The following is an 18131-nucleotide window of genomic DNA, read 5'->3' as shown; positions in this document are numbered from 1 at the left end:
CTGGGCACCGAAGCGATCACGGCGGCGCTCGACTTCGGGTTCGCCCACCTCGACGTCGACGAGCTGATCACCGCAACGCATCAGGAGAACGCGGGCATGAACATGATTGCCCGCAAGCTCGGGATGACCTTCCGTGAGATCGCCGACGTCGGCCCGTGGAAGGCGAACAACGTCCACGCGATCAGCCGTGCCTCCTGGGCCGCCAACCGACCCGAGGAGAGCAAAGGCTGACTTGCCCGCGGAACAGCTTCGTTGATCTCTGCGTCAGAGCGTCGCTGCTGTCATGGCGGTCGCGCCTGGCAGGGACAGCGCAGCGGTCCCGGCCGATGCGGTGCGCGGTGATGTTCATTTCCGTGAGCGAAACTACGTCTTCATCCTGATAAGTCGCAAAGGCCGGATAGGTCGGTTATGCCCGCCGGAGGGGGTTGCGGGCCCGCGACCTGCGAGAACAGCGTCGCCGAACGTCTCGTCCCTGGCTTTGAAGGCCTGTTCCGGGACGAATTGCGGGGGCGTGGGCGGGCTTGTCCCGGACGGCGGCATGGAGCTACGGTCGTATCCGCCCCCTTGACCGCCGGACACCGACCCGCTAGCGGGCGGCCGGTTCGGTGGGAGACGGGGTGGTGGTAGCAGCGAGGCGCTGGGACGCGTTTCCGGTCCACAGGACTGGTGACGGAGCGAGAGGGTGTCGCTGTGAGTCGGGTGGCTTGCGAGCCGCGCCCGGGAGATGGTGTCAACGTCCGCGGTCGTTGCTACAGCGGTAGCTACACCTGGCGGGACTCCCGACCGTCCGATTACAAGATCGGTACCATCCGTCCGTGCGCGTTCGCGAAAGCCTATACAGGCTGCTTGACGACCTGGCCACCTCGGCCTCCATCCGCTGACGTCCGTCGTTGTTCGCTGGCCCGGCTGTGTAGATGCCCATACCGCCGCCACTTCTCAGGAGTGGGCTGCGCTCCGCTGTCTCCACGAGTGCAGTGGCGTTCACGTTCGCTTGTGCCCGCAACGTCAGTCCCCAACTCCCGGCCTGGGAACGGACGCGGGCCATGCCGAGACGGTCGCCACCCCGCGCGTACAGGGGAAGTCGCGCGACGTTCTAAGATCGTGTTACGCGAGTATCGGGGAGGGGTGCGCCGGGTGACGAGCCCTGACGTCGGTGTGCCGACATACGATCAGCTGCTCTGGCCGACGATCAACGCATTGCGCGATCTTGGAGGGTCCGGCGCGATCTCGGAGATTAATGAACGAGTCATCGAGCTGGAGAAGTTTAGCCCAGAGCAGCAAGATCAGCTACATGGAGACGGGCCGCGGACGGAGATCGAGTATCGGTTGGCCTGGGCTCGTACCTATCTGAAGATGATGGGCTTGACCGACAATAGCAGTCGTGGCGTTTGGACGTTGTCGGAACCAGGGCGCTCCGTTGACAGGGCAGATATTCCCAAGATCCATGCTGAAGCCAAGCGTGCTTGGGCCGCTGAACGTGCCGAGAAGGCGCGCAAGCCGGCCGATTCAGAACCCAAGGCCACCTACGAACAGGCGACGTCGGACGACGGAGAAAAAGACCAGGAAATCGCCTGGAAAGAGGAATTGCTCGAAGCGGTGATGGYGATGCCGCCCGACGCATTCGAGCGCCTTGCTCGCCGGCTCCTCCGGGAGGCCGGGTTTATCAGCGTCAATGTCACCGGCGGCACCGGCGATGGTGGCATCGATGGGCTGGGAATCTACCGTCTCTCGCTCGTCAGCTTCCCGGTATTCTTCCAATGTAAGCGGTACAAGGGAAGTGTTTCTCCGAGCGCTGTCCGAGATTTCCGGGGGGCGATGGCGGGCAGGGGAGATAAAGGGCTTCTGATCACGACGGGATCGTTCACCTCTGCCGCTCAAAAGGAGGCAACCCGCGACGGCGCTCCTCCGGTTGATCTGATCGACGGGGATAGACTCTGTGACCTCCTCCGTGAATACAACCTTGGAGTCAAGGTGGAGATCGTCCAGCACGAAAAGGCCATAGTTAACCGAAGATTCTTTGACGACATTTGAATTGAACTCGCAGAAAGCCGGCAGTCTGCGCTAACATCCGGCTCGTCCGTCGGCTCTGGATGGCGAAGTGAGTAACCCGCGGATAAGAGATCTTCGGTGGTTCGTCTGCCGGTGTCCGTGGTCGTCCGCCGGTGCCGGTCACAGGCTCGGTCTCGTCCRCCGAGTCCGTGACCGTCCGCTGGTGTTCGCGGGCTTGGCTGCCACTCTGGCTGCCGTCCACTGCGGCCTGCTCCCTGACGGATGGAGGAAGTGCGCCCAAAAGAGCGCGGCCATCTCGGCAGCATCGACTACGGCAGCAGCATCTCCTCCTGGGGGTCGTAGCAGACCAGACGCATTGATGCCGCGAGTTCGGCTGTGTAGGCGGACACCTCCTCGGCCATGCTCCACACGACGCAGAGGTAGAGGAATGGCCCGGACGGCTGGGGTGTGACCGACCACGGGGCGGTGTCGTCATCCGGCCACCGGTGCGTCAAAGCCTCACAGTAGGCGGCGATGAGGTCCGTGGCGGGCGTCTCCGGGTCGTCGTCGTAGCGCTGGAACATCTCGTTGAACGCGGACCCTGCGGCCAGATTGTCTGCTGGTCGCTCGCCTTCCCAGCTCACAAGATCGAAACTCACGGGAGCAGTCTGCCATCTGGGTACGACATGTCAGGCCAAGGGCGGTGCCGCCCTCTGTAGGCGTCTAACGGCGTGGTGCGATCGGAAGCAACCTGGTCGAAGCCAAAACGATCTCGAATGGTGACCGCAGACAGGCTCGTCGCTGGCAGGCCGGGCGGGTCGGGCTGYCGGAGGAGCGAAGCGCCCTGGCACTGGTGATGGGGCTGTCGGCTGGCGTGCCCTCTGCTCGTTTTTTGCGGCTGCCCACCRGCGTGCGCGACGAACGTCCGCAGAACCGCGTTCCGTGYCCCGGCTGGTTCACCCCACGCTGACGACCGGCGCCCTTCGTCGAACGCCTCGGATGGTCTACGCGGTGCGGGGTGCGACGGGCCCGGCGAGCACGGCCGCCAGGCCGCGCGCAGGCGGTCGCGCGGCGCGGCCCGCACCGCGACTTGATCCTAACTCGGGTAATTCGGCAGTCTCGGGCTCTCGCTGACGGGCTGGTGGTGCTCGCCGTACCGTGATCGGGTGGAGGTAGCGGTTGCTGAGCGGTTGGCGAGCGAGCTGCTGACCCCGTTGGGGGATCGGTGGCGGCATGTGCAGGCCGTGGCGGCGGCTGCTTGGGAGGTGTCCGCGGCCGTCGATCCGGAGGAGCGTGACCTGCTCGTCGCGGCGGCCTGGCTGCATGACATCGGGTACGCCCCGCCGATCGGTCACCTACGGTTCCACCCCGTGGACGGCGCCCGGTTCCTCGAATCCCACGATGCGCCGAAGCGGCTGTGCGCGCTGGTCGCGCATCACTCGTGTGCCCGGTATGAAGCCGAGGAGCGGGGGCTGACGGCGGAGCTCTCCGCGTGGGAGCTGGAGGTGTCGCCGGTGATGGACGCGCTGTGCGCCGCGGATATGACGACGGGGCCACAGGGCCAGCGGTTCACCTTCGACGAACGGATCGCGGAGATCCTGTCCCGCTACGGCGACGGCTCGATCGTCCACCGGTCGGTCACCCGGGCTCGGGCGGACCTGCAAGCCACCGTGGAACGCACGACCGCACGGCTCGTGGCGGTTCAGCCGAGGTAGGGCGTGGCCCGGTTCTCCAGGTAGTGATCGATGCGGAGGCRCATCGATGGGTGGATGTTCAGCCCGTCCAGGTCCTCGGGCGCGACGAACTTGACCTCCTTCGTCTCGCTCGAGGTGCGTAGCTCTCCGCCAAGATTGCGGGTGGTGAAGCAGAGCGAGAACTGCTGGCGGACCTCGCCGTCGTCGTAGGCCAGGACATGCCGGGGGTTGGTGTAGACCCCGATGAGTCCGGTCACCTCGATGTCGATGCCGGTCTCTTCCTTGGTCTCGCGGACGGCGGCGTCGGTGATGGACTCGCCGAGGTCCATGCCGCCGCCGGGCAGGGCCCACAGGTTGTTGTCGGTCTTGTGGACCATGAGGATCCGCCCGGCCTCGTCGGTGACCACGGCGGTGACGGACGGGACGACGCTGTTCGCCTTGGGGGCGTTCGGGTCGTTGAAGTAGTCGATCCGTGCCAAGAGGGTCAGGCTCCTTCGGTGGTGGCCCAGATGCGTTCGAAGCTGGCGGCGTAGTGGTCGAAGAGTCCGCCGGGCTGGGCGCGTAGGTGCATGACGGGGGAGTGCGCGGCGGGGGCGCCGTAGACGTGGGTGTTCACCAGCATGTCGCCGTCGAAACGGTAGATGGAGTTGTAGAGCGTGGTGGCGTGTAGCCGCAGCTCGATTCCGGGCGCGTCGCGCAACGATGCCAGGTAGGTGAGGGTGATCCGGGTTCGGGCGGCGAGTCCGTCACCGATGCCCTCCTCGTCGCCTCGCAGGGCGACGGCGGGGGAGTCCGGGTCCCCCAGGGCGTAGCGGATGTTCACGCCTTCGGCGCCTTTGCGGCGGAGAACGGCGGTGAAGTCGGCGTGCCCGTCGGGGAGGAACAGGCCAGCGATGACGAGGACGTCGACCTGGTGACGCGCACCGGCGAACAGCGTCCGCCACAGCTCGGCGGGAACGGCGGCGCGGCTGGGGTAGACGCGCACGACATCGCTCGGCACGTCCGCCGCCGGCGACCCGGGCTCGGTCCGGGGCTCGGGGACGGCGCCCGGTCTTTCGGCAAGCCCGATGCGTCCGCGGGGGATGCCGATGCCGTCGGCGATGCGCTCGAAGATCTCCAGGCTCGTGACCTGGCGGCGGCCGTTCATGATGTCGCTGACGTGGGACTGCGGCAGGCCGCACACGGCGGCTATCTGCGTCTGGGTGGCGCCGGTCCACTGGCGGTAGATCTTGAAGACGGTGCCGATGTCGCGGCGGGCGAGTGCGTCGGCCATCTCGGGTCGCTCCCAGAGTCCCGGCGGGGTCTGGGGTAACGGACGACGGACGGACACCATGGCGGCCTCCGGACGGTAGGTGCTCCGACCGTCTGTCCTCGATCGGGCGCGCAGAGCATATCCGGTCTCCGTATAGATCGGAAGTCTCGGTGTATACGGCCGGCGGCCTTCCGTGACCGGCTGTCCGGTTGGACGGTGGGCGGGCGTCGGTTCCGCTGCGCGACGGACACCTGTTGCGGGCCGGTTCCGGCGCTTTGTCGCACGCCACCGACCAGTGGAGGACGGATCGTGATGTTCGACAGGGGGRGTGGAGGTGACCCGGGTCCGCTGCTGTTCGGCATCGTCCGCTTCGAGCCGGGCGGGGACCGCCGGGTACGGGACACGGTCATCACCTTCCCCGGGGCGACAGCGGCGGATCTGTTCGCGATCGAACAGGGCTGGCACGACTACCAGGTCACCTCGCTCCGCTTCTTCGTCCACGACGTGCGGCCGGCGGCCGTCGACTGGACGAGGTATAGGTCCGATGATCTGGCAGCGCGCTTCGCGGACCGTCGGCGGTGGCCGTGAGTGCGGCGGCCCGGTCGGGTCCGTTCCTTCCGCCGGTGCCCGCGGCCGGTGACGGCGCCGGTGGTGCGGGGGAGATGCTGTCGGCGGTCGTGATGATGCCGTGGGGGCCGGACGAGTGGGCGCTCGTCGTCCAGCCGGGCTCGGACTCGGCGGATCTCATGCGGGCCGTGTCCCGGATGCCGGGCGGGTTGAAGTACTCCGAATCGTTCGGCGATGTCGACGTGGTGCTCGTCTACCGGCTGCCGGATGGCGACAGTGCGGCGGCGGGAGTCGGGGGCGAGGATCCGGGCCCGTCCCGGCGGGGATGCGGAGGTGCGGCCGTGCGGACGGCGCTCGCCCTGGGCCTGACCCGGCCCGACTCGCGGTGGATGACCCGTGGGGAGCGGGCGGCCTTCCGGGCGGGGCAGGCCGAAGCCTTCGAAGCGGTCCGCCGGACCGTGCTCGACGCGATCGGAGTACCGGTGGCCAGCACCACAGCGCCGGGCTGATTGACTCGGCGACGTTCCGGACCTCGACGGGCCGGCTCGGGCGGGAACTACTCCGCCGGGGTCGGCCCGTCGTCGTTGCCTCGGGCGCGGCCGGGCTGGGTCGCTCCGGCTGCTCCGGCGGGCGCGATGCGCTCCGAGAGGTCGGCGAGACGCTGTTCGATCCGGAGCAGGACGGCGAGAATCTGCCGGTCGGTGCCGGTTCCTGCCCCTCCTCGGCCCGCGCGGCGGCCTGATGTCGCTGCTGCCGGCTGCTCCGGCTGCTTGCCGGGAACGAGCACGCGGACCAGGTGGTCGTCCGGCCAGTCCAGGGCGCGGGCGATGGCGGCCAGCGTGGCGTCCTGGACCCGGCGGCCGTGGGCTCCGCGCTGGAGTTGGCGAAGCGTCGCGACGGACACGCCGGATGCGGTGGCGAGTGCTTGCTGTCCCATCCGCTTCTGGTTCATCCTGGCGTTGAGGGCGTCGGCGACAGCCTGCCAGTTCTCACCCTCGACCTTGCCTCGCGCCGTGTACGGCGGAACCCCCCGTTCGCTTGTCACTCGTCAAAGATAACGTTGTCGTGGAAACGCATTCTAGACGGTCACCGGATAATTTCCATCCGCACTCCGTATACATAGATACGAAAGCGCTTGGCGATCGGTTCGTGAGCGGTTCAGAGTAGGTGCTGCCCGACAGAAACCGGACTTCCGGTGGCGGGGCTGACCCTACGGAGGTAGACGGACTATGGCGATACCGCGACGCATTCCGGTGCGTTTCGAGGACGTGTTCCCGGCGGGGGYGTTCGTCCTCGGCGTGGAGGCGGCGAACGACTACGACAAGGTAAAGGCGAACGCTCCCGATCCACAGGAGCGCGACCCGAACACCGGCGAGCGGGTCTGGGCGGTCCGCGTGCTGGACCCCGACCCGGCGGCCCGGCAGGCGGAGCTGAAGGTGAAGGTCGCCGCCGCGGTGCAGCCGGTCCTGCCGGAGGCGATGCCGGGCACGCCGTTCCGGCCGGTGCAGTTCGAGGGGCTGACGATCACACCGTGGGTGGACATCAACGGGAAGTTCCCCAAGCAGGGGTACGCCCTGCGCGCGGTGGGCCTGCGGCAGGTCGGCCCGCTGCGGCGGACGGGGGCGGCGGCGTGAGCGGCGAGCCGAAGCAGTCGTACGCGACGCTCGGCCTGTCCGTCGGCGCGGACTGGTTGGTGACCTGCCACACCTACCCCGACCGCGCGCCGATCCTGGTCGTGGACGCGGGGCGGGTGAGCCTGAGCGTGTCGGCGCTGGGGCGGGAACCGGACGCCCGGCATGTCGACTTCGCGTACAAGCTGCTCGCGGCGGTCAACGACTACCTGATCGCCTACGAGAAGTTCCAGTTCGAATCCCAGGAAGCCACGGAATCCGCCGAAGCGGCGGCGGTGGCGGTAGCGGCTCCGGCTGACGACATGGCCGGGCCGCGCGCCGCGTAGTTTTCCCGCCGGTCGTCGGCATCACGAGGAAACGAATTCCCGTTTCTCGCCTTTCCCTCTTCGTTCGTCAATCCCGTCGGTCTGTGTTTCGTGCGCTCGAAAACAGGTGGTATTGCCATGTCCAGAATCAACGGTGACCAGCGATTCCCGCGGGTTCCCTCGCGGGTCGACAAGGTGCGCGTGCCGGTGTGGATGCTGCTGGTGGCGGTGGCCGGCAAGCTGCTGTGGCTGGCGCTGCGGGGCTGCTGGCGTCACCGCGTCGCCGTGGCGTTCGTGGTCGGCCTGCTTCTGGTGGTGAACCGGGTGGGGCTCGTCGGCCTGGCCGTGCTCGTCGCGGCCTTGGTCCTGGTGGCGGTCGCGTGGTGGCGGGTGCATCCGCGGTCCTTCGGGCCAGTGGCCTGGTGGGTGTGGGGACGGGCGCGGCTGACGTTCGTCTACCGGTGGCGCTGGAAGCCGGCGATGGTGCACACCGACCTGGCGATCCGCATGCCGACGTCGACCGGTGATCAGGTGACGTTCGACGAGTACTTCCCGCGGATTCGGAAGATCCGTTCGTCGCGGTCGGTGGACGTGCTGCGGGTGGAGCTGCTGCCGGGGCAGACCCCTGCGGAGTGGGCGGAGCAGGCCGAAGCCTTGCGGCACGTGTTCCGGGCTCGGCGCTGCCAGGTGCGGGCGGAGACGTTTCGGTTCGTCCGGGTCTCCTTCCACCATCGGGATCCGCTGACCCGGCCGGTCACTCCGCCGGACCTGGACGACACCACCGATCCGGACGACTCCGCCGACGATGCCGGCTCTGACCCTGCCGGCTCTGACCCTTCCGGAGCTGTTCCCTCCGCTCTCGTCCGCCGTGGCGGGCGTGCGTCGCGGCTGCTCGCCGGGCTGTCGGCGGTGCCCGTCGGACGGTGCGAGGACGGCCGTCCCTGGACGTTGCCGGTCCGGGGAACTCACGTGCTCGTCGCGGGGGCGACCGGGGCGGGTAAGGGCTCGGTGCTGTGGTCGCTCGTCCGCGGTCTCGGTCCGGCGGTGCGGGCGGGGCTGGTGGAGCTGTGGGTGTGCGACCCGAAGGGCGGGATGGAACTGGCGTTCGGGGAGCCGCTGTTCGCCCGGTTCGCGACCGACACCGACGCGATCGCGGATCTCCTCGACGACGCGGTGAGCGTCATGCGGGACCGGACCTTCCGGCTCGCGGGAACCACCCGGCTGCACGTCCCGACGGTCGGTGAGCCGCTGATCGTCGTGGTGGTCGATGAGATGACGTCTGCCCCGCTGTGTCACAATCAGGGACAGTGCGACATCAACTCATCGGCGCGGCGGATTACGCCCGCATCAGCAGCGACCCGGGCAACGACGCCAAGGGCGTCGCCAGGCAGACCGAGGACAGCCAGGCCCGCATCGGACGGGAGCCCTCGTGGCGTCACGTCGGGTCGTACATCGACAACGACTTGAGCGCCACCAAGGGCCGGGACCGCCCCCAGTTCGAGCGGCTCATGCAGGCGGTCCGCGCGGGCGAGGTCAAGGTCATCGTGATCTAMATGACCGGCCGGTTCGTCCGCAACCGCCGCGAGCGGATGGAGACGTACGAGCTGCTGGCCAAGCACGGCGTGCGGATCGTGTGCACCAACGGCCCTGATCTCGACTTCTCCACACCCGCCGGCCGGATGGTCGCGGGGATCATGGGCGAGGTCGACGCTCACGAGGTCGAGCAGCTCGCCACGCGGGTGTCAGACTCCCACCTGCAGGCGGCGAAGGAGGGGCGTCCGATCGGCGGACGTTGCTACGGCTACCGCCCGGACCCGACCGCGCCGAAGCACCACAAGCGGCGGTTGATCGTCCCCGAAGAGGCCGCGGTGATCCGCGAGATGGCCGCCCGCGCGCTCAGGGGCGAGACCCTGTACTCGATCGTCCAGGACTTCAACGAGCGAGGCGTGCCGACGCTCCACCCGGGCCGGTCGCGGACGGGCGGCCTGTGGTCCGTGTCCGTCCTGCGCGACATCCTCACCAACCCGGCGATCGCGGGCCGCAGCGTGCTGTTGGGTGTGGATCACGGCGAGGCCGAGTGGGAGCCGATCATCAGCTACGCCGACCATCTCAAGCTTGTCGGCATGTTCTCCGGACGCACGGCACCCGAGGGCTGGACGAACCGTCACGTCCACCTGCTGTCCGGGATCGCCCTGTGCGGCAAGTGCCTGGCCCAGGGCCGCGAGATCACGGTGACGTGTCGACCCGGGGCGAAGCCGACGCCGAGCGGCTACCAGCCGTGGCCGAAGTCCCGGGGCTACATCTGCCCGGACAAGCAGCGCGGTGGRTGCCGGGGCCTGCGTCACGCGGCCGACCCGGTCGACGCCTACGTGGAGGAGACCGTGGTGAGGCTGCTCGGCGAGCCGGGCGTGATCGACAACCTTGTGGCGGCCGAGRCGCCCGACGCCGAAGAGGTGATGAGGGTCGCGGCCGAGATCGAGGCTTGCCAGGCCCGCGCGGCTGCGGTCGGCGCTCTGATGGCGAAGGACGACCCGACGGACGAGGTGACGGCCATCGCCAGGCGGGCGGCGCTCGACCAGATCCGCTACGACCTGACGCGGCACCGGCAGCGACAGACGGCCCTGGCGCGGTCGACGGTCGCCGAGGGCCTGTTGGACGTGGAGGACATCGCGCACCACTGGGAGCACGTGATGACGCTGTCGCAGCGGCGCGCGACGATATCCGCGCTGGTGCGGATCACGCTGTTGCCCATCGGCCGGGGCAAGCGAGGCACGACCGACCACGTGGTGATCGACCGCCGCTGACGATCCCCGCGCGCGGCGCGTAACGTCGTAGGCAGGCCCACCCCCGGCCTTCGACAGCGGGGAACCCTAGCCCGGGCAGCGAACAGGGCGGATCACTCAGCAGGGGTGATCTGTCGGCCTGCCCGGAGCCACGGTGCCCGTCCGTCCCCTTCTCAGCACCACACCCCCCGACATCGCATGTGCGGCCGCGCAGCGCGCGCGTGAGCTGGCCTCGGTGCCGCTTACGCCGAGCGAGGCCGAGGCCATCCGCACCCTGGTCGGTCCCGTCACGACCCGTCGGTCAAGTCTCTACGGATCGTCACAGAAGTCGTCCTTTAGACGGGCGTCGATGTCTCCTACGTTGCTCTCGCACCGCCCACAGCAACCGAGGGAGCCTGAAATGACCGAGCCCACCGCCAAGCCCGCCGCCCGTCGTCGCGCCGCCGCCAAGGCCACCGCGTCTGTCGAGGAGCCCACGTCTATCGAGGAGCCCACGGCTGTCGAGCCGATGGTGACCGAGCCGGCGACCGACGAAGCCCCGGCGGGTGTGGAGACGAAGCGCACGAACGCGAGCCACGCCRCTTGCACCCACCCGAAGACCAAGGCCGCGCGCGCCGCGTGCCGCAGGGCTCGCGCCAAGGCGTAGCGGCTAGCGCCGCCCGACAGGCCCTCGCTTCGGCGGGGGCTTTTCGGCGGTCAGCCCCGCCAGTCGGGCCGGTTCGCGTCGAGCCAGGTTTCGACCTCGGCGCGCAGCCACAGGCGGGTGGTCCCGTCGCGGCTCACGAACCAGGGCGCCGGGAAACGTCGCTCGCCGACGATCACCGAGGCCCGCTGGCGGGTGACGCCGAGGGCTTCGCGGATGTCGCCGAACGTGACCAGGTCCTCAGGTCTCGCGGCGTTGCCCACGGACAGGACTGTGGGTCGTTGGCGTAGGCCGCTGTCTCATCCCCTTGACCTATGCCAACAGGCGCGCGAGTCTGTCCGGTGAAGCGCGCGCCGCGCGCCCCGACCTGGATGGAGCAGGGATGTCCACACCCGCCGATGAAGAACCCTGGGAGCCATGGGATTTCAAGACGGCGGTCGAGCCCCAGCACCTGTCCCCGGAAGCCAGGGCGCGATACCCGGAGCTGGAGCCGAYGGGGTACAGCCACGCGAAGTGCGATCACCCGCCGACCAAGGCGGCTCGGGCCGCCTGCCGGCGCGAGYGTGCGCGCATCGCGCGCGACGCGACACCAGGCAGCACGTAAAGGCGCCTGAGACGCTCTGTGACGAGCCAAATCGTCGCGCGCGTGTCGTTCGTTGGGGCGACGTGGGCGCACCGTCACAGAACGTCTCGGGCGCTCACGGGTTGTAAAGCCAAGCAGCCCCCGCCCGGTGAGGGTCGAGGGCTGCCACAAGCTAGCCATGATCTGACCACAGGTCAGCCACTGTCTGATGGGCTCGCGCCCGTCACCGCGCCCATCCACGACCGGACTTCATGCCGCTGGGTCACGACCCGCCCGTTGCGCAGCCGGCGCGCCCAGTCGTTCGCGAGCCGGCCCCGGTCGTCGTACAGGTCTGGTCGCTCATCGCGGCTGGGCGGGGCCTCGCTCACCGGCCAACCCCGGTCGTCTCGGCGAACGTCGGGCCTCCGACGCCGCTGCTTGAGGCCCGGGCGTCGCACTCGTCGCGGACGATGTCGAACCACGGCCAGAACTCGCCGGCATCCCGTGCCAGATTGTGCAGCGCGACGCCGAGGCCCGCCAGCGCGTCGCGCCGCAGGACAGCCAGGTCGACCGTCGCCGCCTCGGTCCCGTTGCGCGCGGCATCGGCGAGGGCTTGGCGGGCCTGGCCGAGTGGCGAGGCGGTCTCCTGGCGGAGCGTCAGGTGTCGCGTCGCGAGGTCGGCGACCCGACGTCGGTCTGTCGCGCTCAGCGGGGTGAGCTGGTCGACGGGAAAGCTAGCCATCAGGGATTCTCCTTGCCGGTGGTAGTCGCGGGCGGCGTCGTCAGGGCGGTGTGGAGGCTGCGCCAGGCCAGGCCCAGAAACGAGCCGCGCAGCGGGCGGGCTTTGCGCGTCTCGGCCCACACCGCCCAGGCTTCGCGCCGCGCGATCCGCTCGGCCTCCGCGACGACACGATCGGCGGGTGTGGTCACTCCGACTCCTCGTCGGCGAGGCCCGCGGCGACGGCCTCGGCGGCCGAGAACCACGTCTCGCGCCGCATGAGATCGCGCCAGGCGGAGGCGTCGCCCCCCGCGCGGGCGGCGTAGGCGGCGGCGATGTCGTCGCTCAGCCTGTCGAGCTGGTCGGCCGTGCGCCGCAGCTCCTCGGGGTTACCCCCGCCCCACCCCGACCGGGCGTCGTGGATCATCTGYTGGCTGCCCGGCCGCATGACGACGCGGTCCGCCCCGGTGGTGACGACCGACGCGGCGGACGCGGCGAGGCCCTCCACGACGGCCGTCACCCGGGCCGGGTGGCTCCGCAGCGCGTTGCGGATCGCCCAGCCGTCGAACAGATCCCCGCCCGGCGAGTTGAGGTGCAGCGTCACCGCCGGGGCTGTGATCTGGGACAGCTCGCGGGCGAACGTCGCCGCCTCCACACCGCCCCATCCGATCTCGTCCATCAGCCAGACGTCGGCGGCGAGGCTCGCACGGTTCACCACGCGGAGGCCCTCCCGGGCCGGGGCGAGAGCCAGCGCGGCGGACGCGCGCACCCCGCCCGAGACCGCGTGGCGGGCCGCGTCGCGGCTGGCCTCGGCGAACGCCTGGCGCAGCACGTCGCCGGGCCGCTCCCGTGCCCCATCCGCGAACGCCTCGCGCAGCACGCGGCGGAACTCGGTGTCGAACCGGTCAGTCCCCATCGTGGATTCTCCTCAAAGCTCGCGAGACCATCCGCACGCGCTCGCGCGTCTCCGGGTCGTCGTCCTCGTCCAACAAGCTGTCCACGCACAGCAGCGCGAGCCCGCCCACCAGGCCCAGCGCGAGAAGACCCCAGCCGAGGCCCGCGAGAACCCAGACGGCGGCCGTGACGAGACCGGCGATCCAGGCCAGGCCGGCGACGCTGAGCAGGCCGCTAGGCACAGCGCCGCCCCCGGGTCCGCCCCCGTCCGCGTCGGCCCGGCCGGCGTCGGCGGGGTGTCCCCCTCGCCGCGCTCGGAGTGCGGGCCTGCTCCCGCTGAACCCAGCGGGTCAGCTCGGCGAGGGGATCGGGCCGCTCGGTCTGGTCCACACCCCCCGGTGGCGTCGCGTTGTCGGACGGGTCGTCAGTCGATCCGCGAGGCCGCATCAGATCCGCACCCCACGCTCGACGGGCGCGTCGGGGTCGGCGCGTCGTGCGCGAGGCAGCGGCGCCAAGGGGTCGTGACGGGCGCGGCCCCGAACCCAGGTGACGGGGCCGAGCGCGTCGGCGATCCGTGCGGGTAGCGTCGCGGGCCGCCGGCCGCCGGCCAGGGCTGAGAGCACCGCGCGCGGATCGACGTCGGCGCGGCCGAGATCCTCGACCGGGATGCCCTTCTCGACCATGCTGCGGCGCACGTCGGCGAGGTGGTCGCGCCGGGCCTCCAGCCGACGGCCCGCCTCGGCCAGAGCCTCGCGCGCGGCGGCGACCGCCTTCGCGGCCTCGGCGTCCAAGCGGTCGAACTTGGCGTCGATCTCGCCGAGCCGAGACGCGAACTCGGTCCGGCGCGCGTCGGTCTCGGACTGGCTCGCGAGCCGCTCGCGCACCAGATCCACGAGGTACAGCGCCACCGCGCGGTCCATGCCGTCGATGTCGGGGTCGAGCGTCGCGGCCTCTGCCTCGGCGTCGCGGAGGTGGTCTTCCGTCAGCCGGGCGTTGCCGTCGCTGAACAGGCGCAGGAAGGCGCTCCGCGCGGCGGCTTCGATCTCGCGGCGCCGGGCCACGGCGCGCATCTGCCGGGCCTCGGCGCCGCTCGGGTTCTCCTGCGCGCGGCGGAGAATGGCGTTCAGCTCGTCGATCCGCTCTTGGGTCATTCCGCCCGGATCGCCGTCGATCCAATGCTCCTTGAAAGCCTGGAACCAGCCGGGGACGGGCGCCCCGATCTGGGCCCCCGTGCCACGCAGGTCGAAGGGCGGCGAAGCCGCCCGAATCGGAATCACAATTCCTCCCGGTCGAAGACGTTGACCCACGGCTCCTCAGCCGGGGCGAGTTCGGGAGTTGGCTCCTCGTGAGGGGCGACCACACCGCCCGACGTCGGCCCCGTGCCACTCGGGGCTTGGCCGGGCGGTGTGGCCTCGGAGGGCTCGCCAGCCGGCGGATGACCGACGCCGACAGACGGGCCTGGCTCGACCTCGCTGCGCGAGGACTCGACCTCGCTGCGCGAGGATGTGATGGCGGGCGGCAGCGCGGGCCGGGCGATGTCCGCGAGGCTCGCGCCGTCCACCTCGATGTGGAACTCGACCGGGGCCGGGCGCGGAGGCTCGGGCGGCAGGTACTGGCCCAGCTCCTTGGCGGCGTTGGCTCGCATGTTCTCGACCGCATCCACGAGCCGGCTGGGCAGCTTCTGCCCCCTGACCCACGCCTCCCGAACGGCGCGGCTCAGAAGCTCGGCGTCGGCCTGGCGCGAGGCCATGCGCGACTGCGCGTCCACGAACCAGAGGCCCTCGGGCCGATCGTCGGAGATGGCATAGAAGATGTCCGAGAAATTGCGGCCGATGAACGAAGCCACCCACTTCTCGTCGCTCATTCCCCACTTCTCCGCGAGCTTTCTTCGGTCGGCGGCGAGTATRCGCCCCTCGGCGCGAAACAGGTCGGCGATCTCCTGAACCCGCCGACGCCTCTCCGCGACAGCGGCGGATTCGTCGCCCGCTTCGTGGGGGCGTTCGTCGGACACGGCGAAACTCCTGGAAAGATTGTGCGGGAAAAGCCTTGACGATCCYTCGATTTATTGTCGCACATCCGGTGATAACCGACAAACAACCGGTTCGATCCACACCGCCCGACGTGAGCGGCGAGGCCGCGCGGCAACGCCGGCCGTGCCACCGCCGTTTCTGACTCAGCATAAGAAGACTTATCGCGCGTCAGAATCGCCCATATCGCCCACCATCGGCACACAGCGTCGACCACAGGTAACGCCATTCGGGCTGTCCTCACACGGCGTCACCGTGACGCCGAGTAAACCCACGCCCGTCACGCAGCGCGACAGATGGCCGAGCATGAGCGGCGGAGCGATCCGAACGCGGAGGAGCCTCGGCGATCTGCTCCGCGCGGCGCCTGAGAGGGGGCGTGAGCCGGGCGAGGGGGCCTCTCCTCAATGCTGGCTATCCGCTGTCAGGCCGAGGCCCTGACGCCCCCTAGCCCGCTCCACACCGCCCAGCCGGAGCGTCGTCGGAGCGCGTCCCACGYCAACCCGAACGATGACACGTGCGACGCGCGCGCGGTTGTCAGCGTCGCCGCTGGCCTGTCCGGTGAGGCCACCCCACACCCCCCGATCGACGCACGACGCGCGAGGCCGGATCCGACCTACGCGCGCGAGGCGGCCGGATGGTGAGGGGGCGGTGGGTAGAGTGGCAGGCGAGCCGCTCACGCCGCTCGGAAAGACGTCGGGCTCGCCTCCGCCCTCTCGCGAGGCCACATCACGCAGCGTGTGCCATTTGTCACTCGTGCCCCAACGAAAAAAACGTTGCTCAGTGCCAAGTGGCCTTATAGAAAAACCCCTACACGAAGATGCACTGAAAAACATTTTTTTTGTTGGCCTCGCCGTGACCTCCCGAACGCGCTGCGTCAGAAAACCTTTTCAAAAATCGGCGCGAGGAATCATTGAGTCCATGATCAGGATCGGATAATATGGGTATATCACAACGAACGCGCATCTCGCGCCCCCTTTGGCGCGCCATAAACCGGGAGGAAGAATGGCCCAGAGAATCGCCGAAAACCTCGAAGAGGCGACGCACCCGCCGATCCGCTACCCCTGGCACGAATGGACCGACGGGGCGGTGTGGGCCGTGCGCCGGGGCGAAGACTTCTACATCGACCCGGGCCAGTTCCGCGTGACCCTCGCCGTGCGAGCCAGCCGAATCGGAAAGCGCGTGCGGGTCCGCGTCGACGGCGATGTGGTGAAGTTCCAGTTCTACACRCCCGCCGCGTAAAAGCGAAAGACCCCCGGGGGACCAACCCGAGGGTCTTTCAAGGGAATTCGCCAGGAGCCAACCGAAGGATTCCCGCACACGTCGCGCAGCGACGTCCAACAAGATGAGGGTAAGACAACCCTGATGAGAAAGTCAAATGCTCGCACGCTGGAATTCGACTCGGCGGATGAAATCGGCCGTCTCTCCGAACAGGAGGAAGGCCCCCTCGGTCCGCTGAGCCTGGCTCACGTCGTCGCCCGCATCTGGGCCTGGCACGGCGTGCGAGGCCGGGCCACCCTGCCGACGATGCCGCCCGGCGTCRCGGGAACGACCGACTCGCGCGGCCGGCTGGCCCGGGAGCCATTCGAGTGGGACCCCGACGACCCCTCTTCGGTCGAGTCTCTCGCGTTCCGGCTGCGCGGGGTGTGGGGCCTGGACGTGTTCCTTCACCCGACGCTGTTCCGCCTCGACACTCGGGGCTGGACCGACGCTGACACGCTGCCGAGCCGCGTTCTGTTCCACGACCTGGACGAGGTCGACCCGCGCAGCCTTCCCGAGAGCCTGCGTCCCACGATCGCCTGGGAGACGTCGCCCGGCTCGTATCAGGCCGCGTGGCTGCTGGACGGCCCGGCCCTCACGCCCGACGAGCACCGCGCCGCACAGCGCGGGCTCCACTTGGCCGTCAACGGGGGCGACTACCGCGCGCCGTCGTCGTTCGTGCGCCCGCCAGGCCGACGCAACCGCAAGGGCGAGAACGGCCCCCGAGGCGCGCTCGGGCGGTTCATGTGGGACGACGGCCCGCCGCTCGACCCTTCGACCCTGCCCACCGATGACACGGCCGAGGCCACACCCGCCGAGCGTGTCGCGGTCGAGTGGGCTTCGGCCGACGATGCCGAGGCCGCCCGCGCGGGCCTCAGCGCGTCCGTGAGAGCGCTTCTCGCGGCCGACACGGGCGATCGCTCGGGGGACTGCCACCGGGCCGCCAAGGAGCTGCTGAAGGCGGGTCTTGCTGTCCCCCTGGCCGGTGCGGTGCTGCGCGACCACTGCCCCGCGTTCGCGGAGAAGTTCGGCCGGCGGAGCAACGCCGACGCCGAGCTTGGGCGCGAGATCGTGAGCGCCGCCGAGAAGGTGGCCGCCGAGCCGGGCTGGACGTTCGACAGGGCGACCCTGACCGCCAGGCCGACGACCGGGGGCGGGGGGCAGTGGTACGCCGACTTTGAGGATCTGACGAACAGCGGCAACGCAGCGCGGTTCATCGCGGCGCACGGCCACGAGGTCCGCTGGGTTCGTCAGTGGCAGGTGTGGGCGATCCATTGCCCCGAACTCGGCGTCTGGGTGCGCGACAACGCCGGCCAGGTGATGGAGTGGGCGAAGGAGAGCGCCCGCGGATTCATCGCCGAGGCCGCGAGAATCGAGGACAGCGACCGGCGGAAGCGGCACCTCAAGTGGGGACAGCAGAGCCTCAACACGTGGTCGCTGCGGGCGAGCCTGGAGGCCGCTCGGTCGATCCCCGGCGTGACGATCGAGGCTGAGGAGTTCGACAACCGCCCGTGGCTGTTCGCCGTCGGCGAGGGCCTCACAGTCGAGGTGAAGGAAGACAAGGCCCGCCCCTCGGACCCGGCCGACCTGCTGACGATGCGCACCCCGGTGGTGTGGGATCCCGACGCGACGTGCCCCCGCTGGGAGAAATTCATCGCCGAGACGCTGCCGGGGCCTGGTGTCGCGAAGCCCCTTCCCGGCGATACCACGTCCGTGTTTCAGCGGTTCGTCGGTGCGTAAGAGTTCGGTGATGGCGTGGGTGGGCGGGCCGAAGGCCCGGCCGGTGTTGCCGGTCGGGTGGTTTTCGGC

General features: G+C 69.6%; 24 protein-coding genes and 1 pseudogene. 13 read left to right on the top strand and 12 right to left on the bottom strand.

What is annotated here, in order from left to right; translation table 11 throughout:
* Window positions 1–231, top strand: a 231-nt coding sequence (locus KBI5_RS15795) for a GNAT family N-acetyltransferase (RefSeq protein ID WP_133057053.1), incomplete at its 5' end; no start/stop codon positions are given.
* 903 nt (window positions 232–1134) lie between these two features.
* Window positions 1135–2031, top strand: coding sequence for a restriction endonuclease (locus KBI5_RS15790; RefSeq protein WP_085015671.1), 897 nt, complete (start codon window positions 1135–1137; stop codon window positions 2029–2031).
* Between the two features lie 287 nt (window positions 2032–2318).
* On the opposite strand, the gene KBI5_RS15785 is transcribed toward KBI5_RS15790, so the two are convergent.
* Window positions 2319–2648: a hypothetical protein gene (locus KBI5_RS15785; RefSeq protein ID WP_035730000.1), complete on the bottom strand. Its 330-nt coding sequence runs from the start codon at window positions 2646–2648 to the stop codon at window positions 2319–2321.
* Between the two features lie 507 nt (window positions 2649–3155).
* On the opposite strand from KBI5_RS15785, the gene KBI5_RS15780 reads away from it, so the two are divergent.
* Window positions 3156–3704 (top strand): HD domain-containing protein, encoded by a 549-nt coding sequence (locus KBI5_RS15780; RefSeq protein ID WP_011435580.1) that lies wholly within the window; start codon window positions 3156–3158, stop codon window positions 3702–3704.
* Here KBI5_RS15780 and KBI5_RS15775 read toward each other — a convergent pair.
* Window positions 3692–4162 (bottom strand): NUDIX domain-containing protein, encoded by a 471-nt coding sequence (locus KBI5_RS15775; RefSeq protein ID WP_085015670.1) that lies wholly within the window; start codon window positions 4160–4162, stop codon window positions 3692–3694. The two genes, KBI5_RS15780 and KBI5_RS15775, sit on opposite strands and share 13 nt — an antisense overlap.
* A 5-nt stretch (window positions 4163–4167) precedes the next feature.
* Window positions 4168–4956 (bottom strand): helix-turn-helix domain-containing protein, encoded by a 789-nt coding sequence (locus KBI5_RS15770; protein WP_232234883.1) that lies wholly within the window; start codon window positions 4954–4956, stop codon window positions 4168–4170.
* Window positions 4957–5247: 291 nt separating this feature from the next.
* Here KBI5_RS15770 and KBI5_RS25410 point away from each other — a divergent pair, with 291 nt between their 5' ends.
* Together KBI5_RS25410 and KBI5_RS25405 are read left to right on the top strand one after the other, a co-directional pair.
* Window positions 5248–5523, top strand: coding sequence for a hypothetical protein (locus tag KBI5_RS25410; RefSeq protein ID WP_116289935.1), 276 nt, complete (start codon window positions 5248–5250; stop codon window positions 5521–5523).
* Complete coding sequence (locus KBI5_RS25405; RefSeq protein WP_035910131.1) at window positions 5520–6011, top strand: hypothetical protein; 492 nt, start codon at window positions 5520–5522, stop codon at window positions 6009–6011. The genes KBI5_RS25410 and KBI5_RS25405 overlap by 4 nt, the downstream gene beginning before the upstream one ends.
* A gap of 47 nt (window positions 6012–6058) precedes the next feature.
* Here KBI5_RS25405 and KBI5_RS15760 read toward each other — a convergent pair whose 3' ends face one another.
* Complete coding sequence (locus KBI5_RS15760; RefSeq protein WP_011435585.1) at window positions 6059–6547, bottom strand: helix-turn-helix transcriptional regulator; 489 nt, start codon at window positions 6545–6547, stop codon at window positions 6059–6061.
* A 184-nt stretch (window positions 6548–6731) separates the two neighbouring features.
* Between KBI5_RS15760 and KBI5_RS15755 the strand changes: the two genes are divergently transcribed.
* The 6 genes and pseudogenes from KBI5_RS15755 (at window position 6732) to KBI5_RS15735 (ending at window position 10867) form a co-directional block, all read left to right on the top strand.
* Window positions 6732–7136 carry a plasmid replication, integration and excision activator gene (locus KBI5_RS15755; protein WP_085015669.1) on the top strand — a complete coding sequence of 135 codons (405 nt, stop codon included), beginning with the start codon at window positions 6732–6734 and terminating at the stop codon, window positions 7134–7136.
* Window positions 7133–7459 carry a hypothetical protein gene (locus tag KBI5_RS15750; RefSeq protein ID WP_011435587.1) on the top strand — a complete coding sequence of 109 codons (327 nt, stop codon included), beginning with the start codon at window positions 7133–7135 and terminating at the stop codon, window positions 7457–7459. Before KBI5_RS15755 ends, KBI5_RS15750 begins: the two co-directional genes overlap by 4 nt.
* Before the next feature lie 117 nt (window positions 7460–7576).
* A complete protein-coding gene (locus KBI5_RS15745; RefSeq protein WP_241882944.1) occupies window positions 7577–8905 on the top strand; it encodes an FtsK/SpoIIIE domain-containing protein in 1329 nt (442 codons plus the stop codon).
* Window positions 8830–9156 (top strand): annotated as a pseudogene (locus tag KBI5_RS27935) (recombinase family protein); the annotation flags it as partial. The gene KBI5_RS15745 and the pseudogene KBI5_RS27935, both read left to right, overlap by 76 nt.
* Window positions 9133–10242: a recombinase family protein gene (locus KBI5_RS27930; protein ID WP_277870107.1), complete on the top strand. Its 1110-nt coding sequence runs from the start codon at window positions 9133–9135 to the stop codon at window positions 10240–10242. The pseudogene KBI5_RS27935 and the gene KBI5_RS27930, both read left to right, overlap by 24 nt.
* A gap of 379 nt (window positions 10243–10621) precedes the next feature.
* Window positions 10622–10867: a hypothetical protein gene (locus KBI5_RS15735; protein ID WP_085015667.1), complete on the top strand. Its 246-nt coding sequence runs from the start codon at window positions 10622–10624 to the stop codon at window positions 10865–10867.
* Window positions 10868–10917: 50 nt separating this feature from the next.
* Here the strand turns inward: KBI5_RS15735 and KBI5_RS15730 are convergent, their stop codons facing one another.
* The 8 genes from KBI5_RS15730 to KBI5_RS15695 all read right to left on the bottom strand — a co-directional run bounded on the left by KBI5_RS15730 (window position 10918) and on the right by KBI5_RS15695 (window position 15049).
* Entirely contained in the window at window positions 10918–11127 is a 210-nt protein-coding gene (locus tag KBI5_RS15730) for a hypothetical protein (protein WP_085015666.1), read from the bottom strand.
* 514 nt (window positions 11128–11641) lie between these two features.
* Window positions 11642–11815, bottom strand: a complete 174-nt coding sequence (locus tag KBI5_RS26400; protein WP_157902523.1) for a hypothetical protein — start codon at window positions 11813–11815, stop codon at window positions 11642–11644.
* Window positions 11812–12168, bottom strand: coding sequence for a hypothetical protein (locus tag KBI5_RS15720; protein ID WP_085015664.1), 357 nt, complete (start codon window positions 12166–12168; stop codon window positions 11812–11814). The genes KBI5_RS26400 and KBI5_RS15720 overlap by 4 nt, the downstream gene beginning before the upstream one ends.
* Window positions 12168–12356, bottom strand: a complete 189-nt coding sequence (locus KBI5_RS15715) for a hypothetical protein (protein WP_085015663.1) — start codon at window positions 12354–12356, stop codon at window positions 12168–12170. The genes KBI5_RS15720 and KBI5_RS15715 overlap by 1 nt, the downstream gene beginning before the upstream one ends.
* Window positions 12353–13060 (bottom strand): head maturation protease, ClpP-related, encoded by a 708-nt coding sequence (locus KBI5_RS15710; RefSeq protein ID WP_085015662.1) that lies wholly within the window; start codon window positions 13058–13060, stop codon window positions 12353–12355. Before KBI5_RS15710 ends, KBI5_RS15715 begins: the two co-directional genes overlap by 4 nt.
* The gene (locus KBI5_RS15705) at window positions 13050–13280 is read right to left on the bottom strand and encodes a hypothetical protein (RefSeq protein WP_085015661.1); all 231 of its coding nucleotides are present in this window, start codon (window positions 13278–13280) and stop codon (window positions 13050–13052) included. Before KBI5_RS15705 ends, KBI5_RS15710 begins: the two co-directional genes overlap by 11 nt.
* 204 nt (window positions 13281–13484) lie before the next feature.
* A complete protein-coding gene (locus KBI5_RS15700) occupies window positions 13485–14315 on the bottom strand; it encodes a hypothetical protein (RefSeq protein ID WP_085015660.1) in 831 nt (276 codons plus the stop codon).
* On the bottom strand, window positions 14312–15049 hold the full coding sequence (locus KBI5_RS15695; RefSeq protein WP_085015659.1) for a hypothetical protein: 738 nt from the start codon (window positions 15047–15049) through the stop codon (window positions 14312–14314). The genes KBI5_RS15700 and KBI5_RS15695 overlap by 4 nt, the downstream gene beginning before the upstream one ends.
* Before the next feature lie 1018 nt (window positions 15050–16067).
* On the opposite strand from KBI5_RS15695, the gene KBI5_RS15690 reads away from it, so the two are divergent.
* Both KBI5_RS15690 and KBI5_RS15685 read left to right on the top strand, forming a co-directional pair.
* The gene (locus KBI5_RS15690) at window positions 16068–16304 is read left to right on the top strand and encodes a hypothetical protein (RefSeq protein ID WP_085015658.1); all 237 of its coding nucleotides are present in this window, start codon (window positions 16068–16070) and stop codon (window positions 16302–16304) included.
* A gap of 123 nt (window positions 16305–16427) precedes the next feature.
* Window positions 16428–18062: a hypothetical protein gene (locus KBI5_RS15685; RefSeq protein WP_085015657.1), complete on the top strand. Its 1635-nt coding sequence runs from the start codon at window positions 16428–16430 to the stop codon at window positions 18060–18062.
* Window positions 18063–18131: the final 69 nt, after the last annotated feature.

Source organism: Frankia sp. KB5 (assembly GCF_002099325.1).
Classification (GTDB): Bacteria; Actinomycetota; Actinomycetes; order Frankiales; family Frankiaceae; genus Frankia; species Frankia casuarinae.
This window is presented reverse-complemented; position numbering and strand designations above follow the sequence as displayed.

Coding starts and splice junctions, on each gene's coding strand:
- KBI5_RS15770 (WP_232234883.1), bottom strand. CDS start 4,956: ATGGCCGACGCACTCGCCCGCCGCGACATCGGCACCGTCTTCAAGATC.
- KBI5_RS15745 (WP_241882944.1), top strand. CDS start 7,577: ATGTCCAGAATCAACGGTGACCAGCGATTCCCGCGGGTTCCCTCGCGG.
- KBI5_RS15720 (WP_085015664.1), bottom strand. CDS start 12,168: ATGGCTAGCTTTCCCGTCGACCAGCTCACCCCGCTGAGCGCGACAGAC.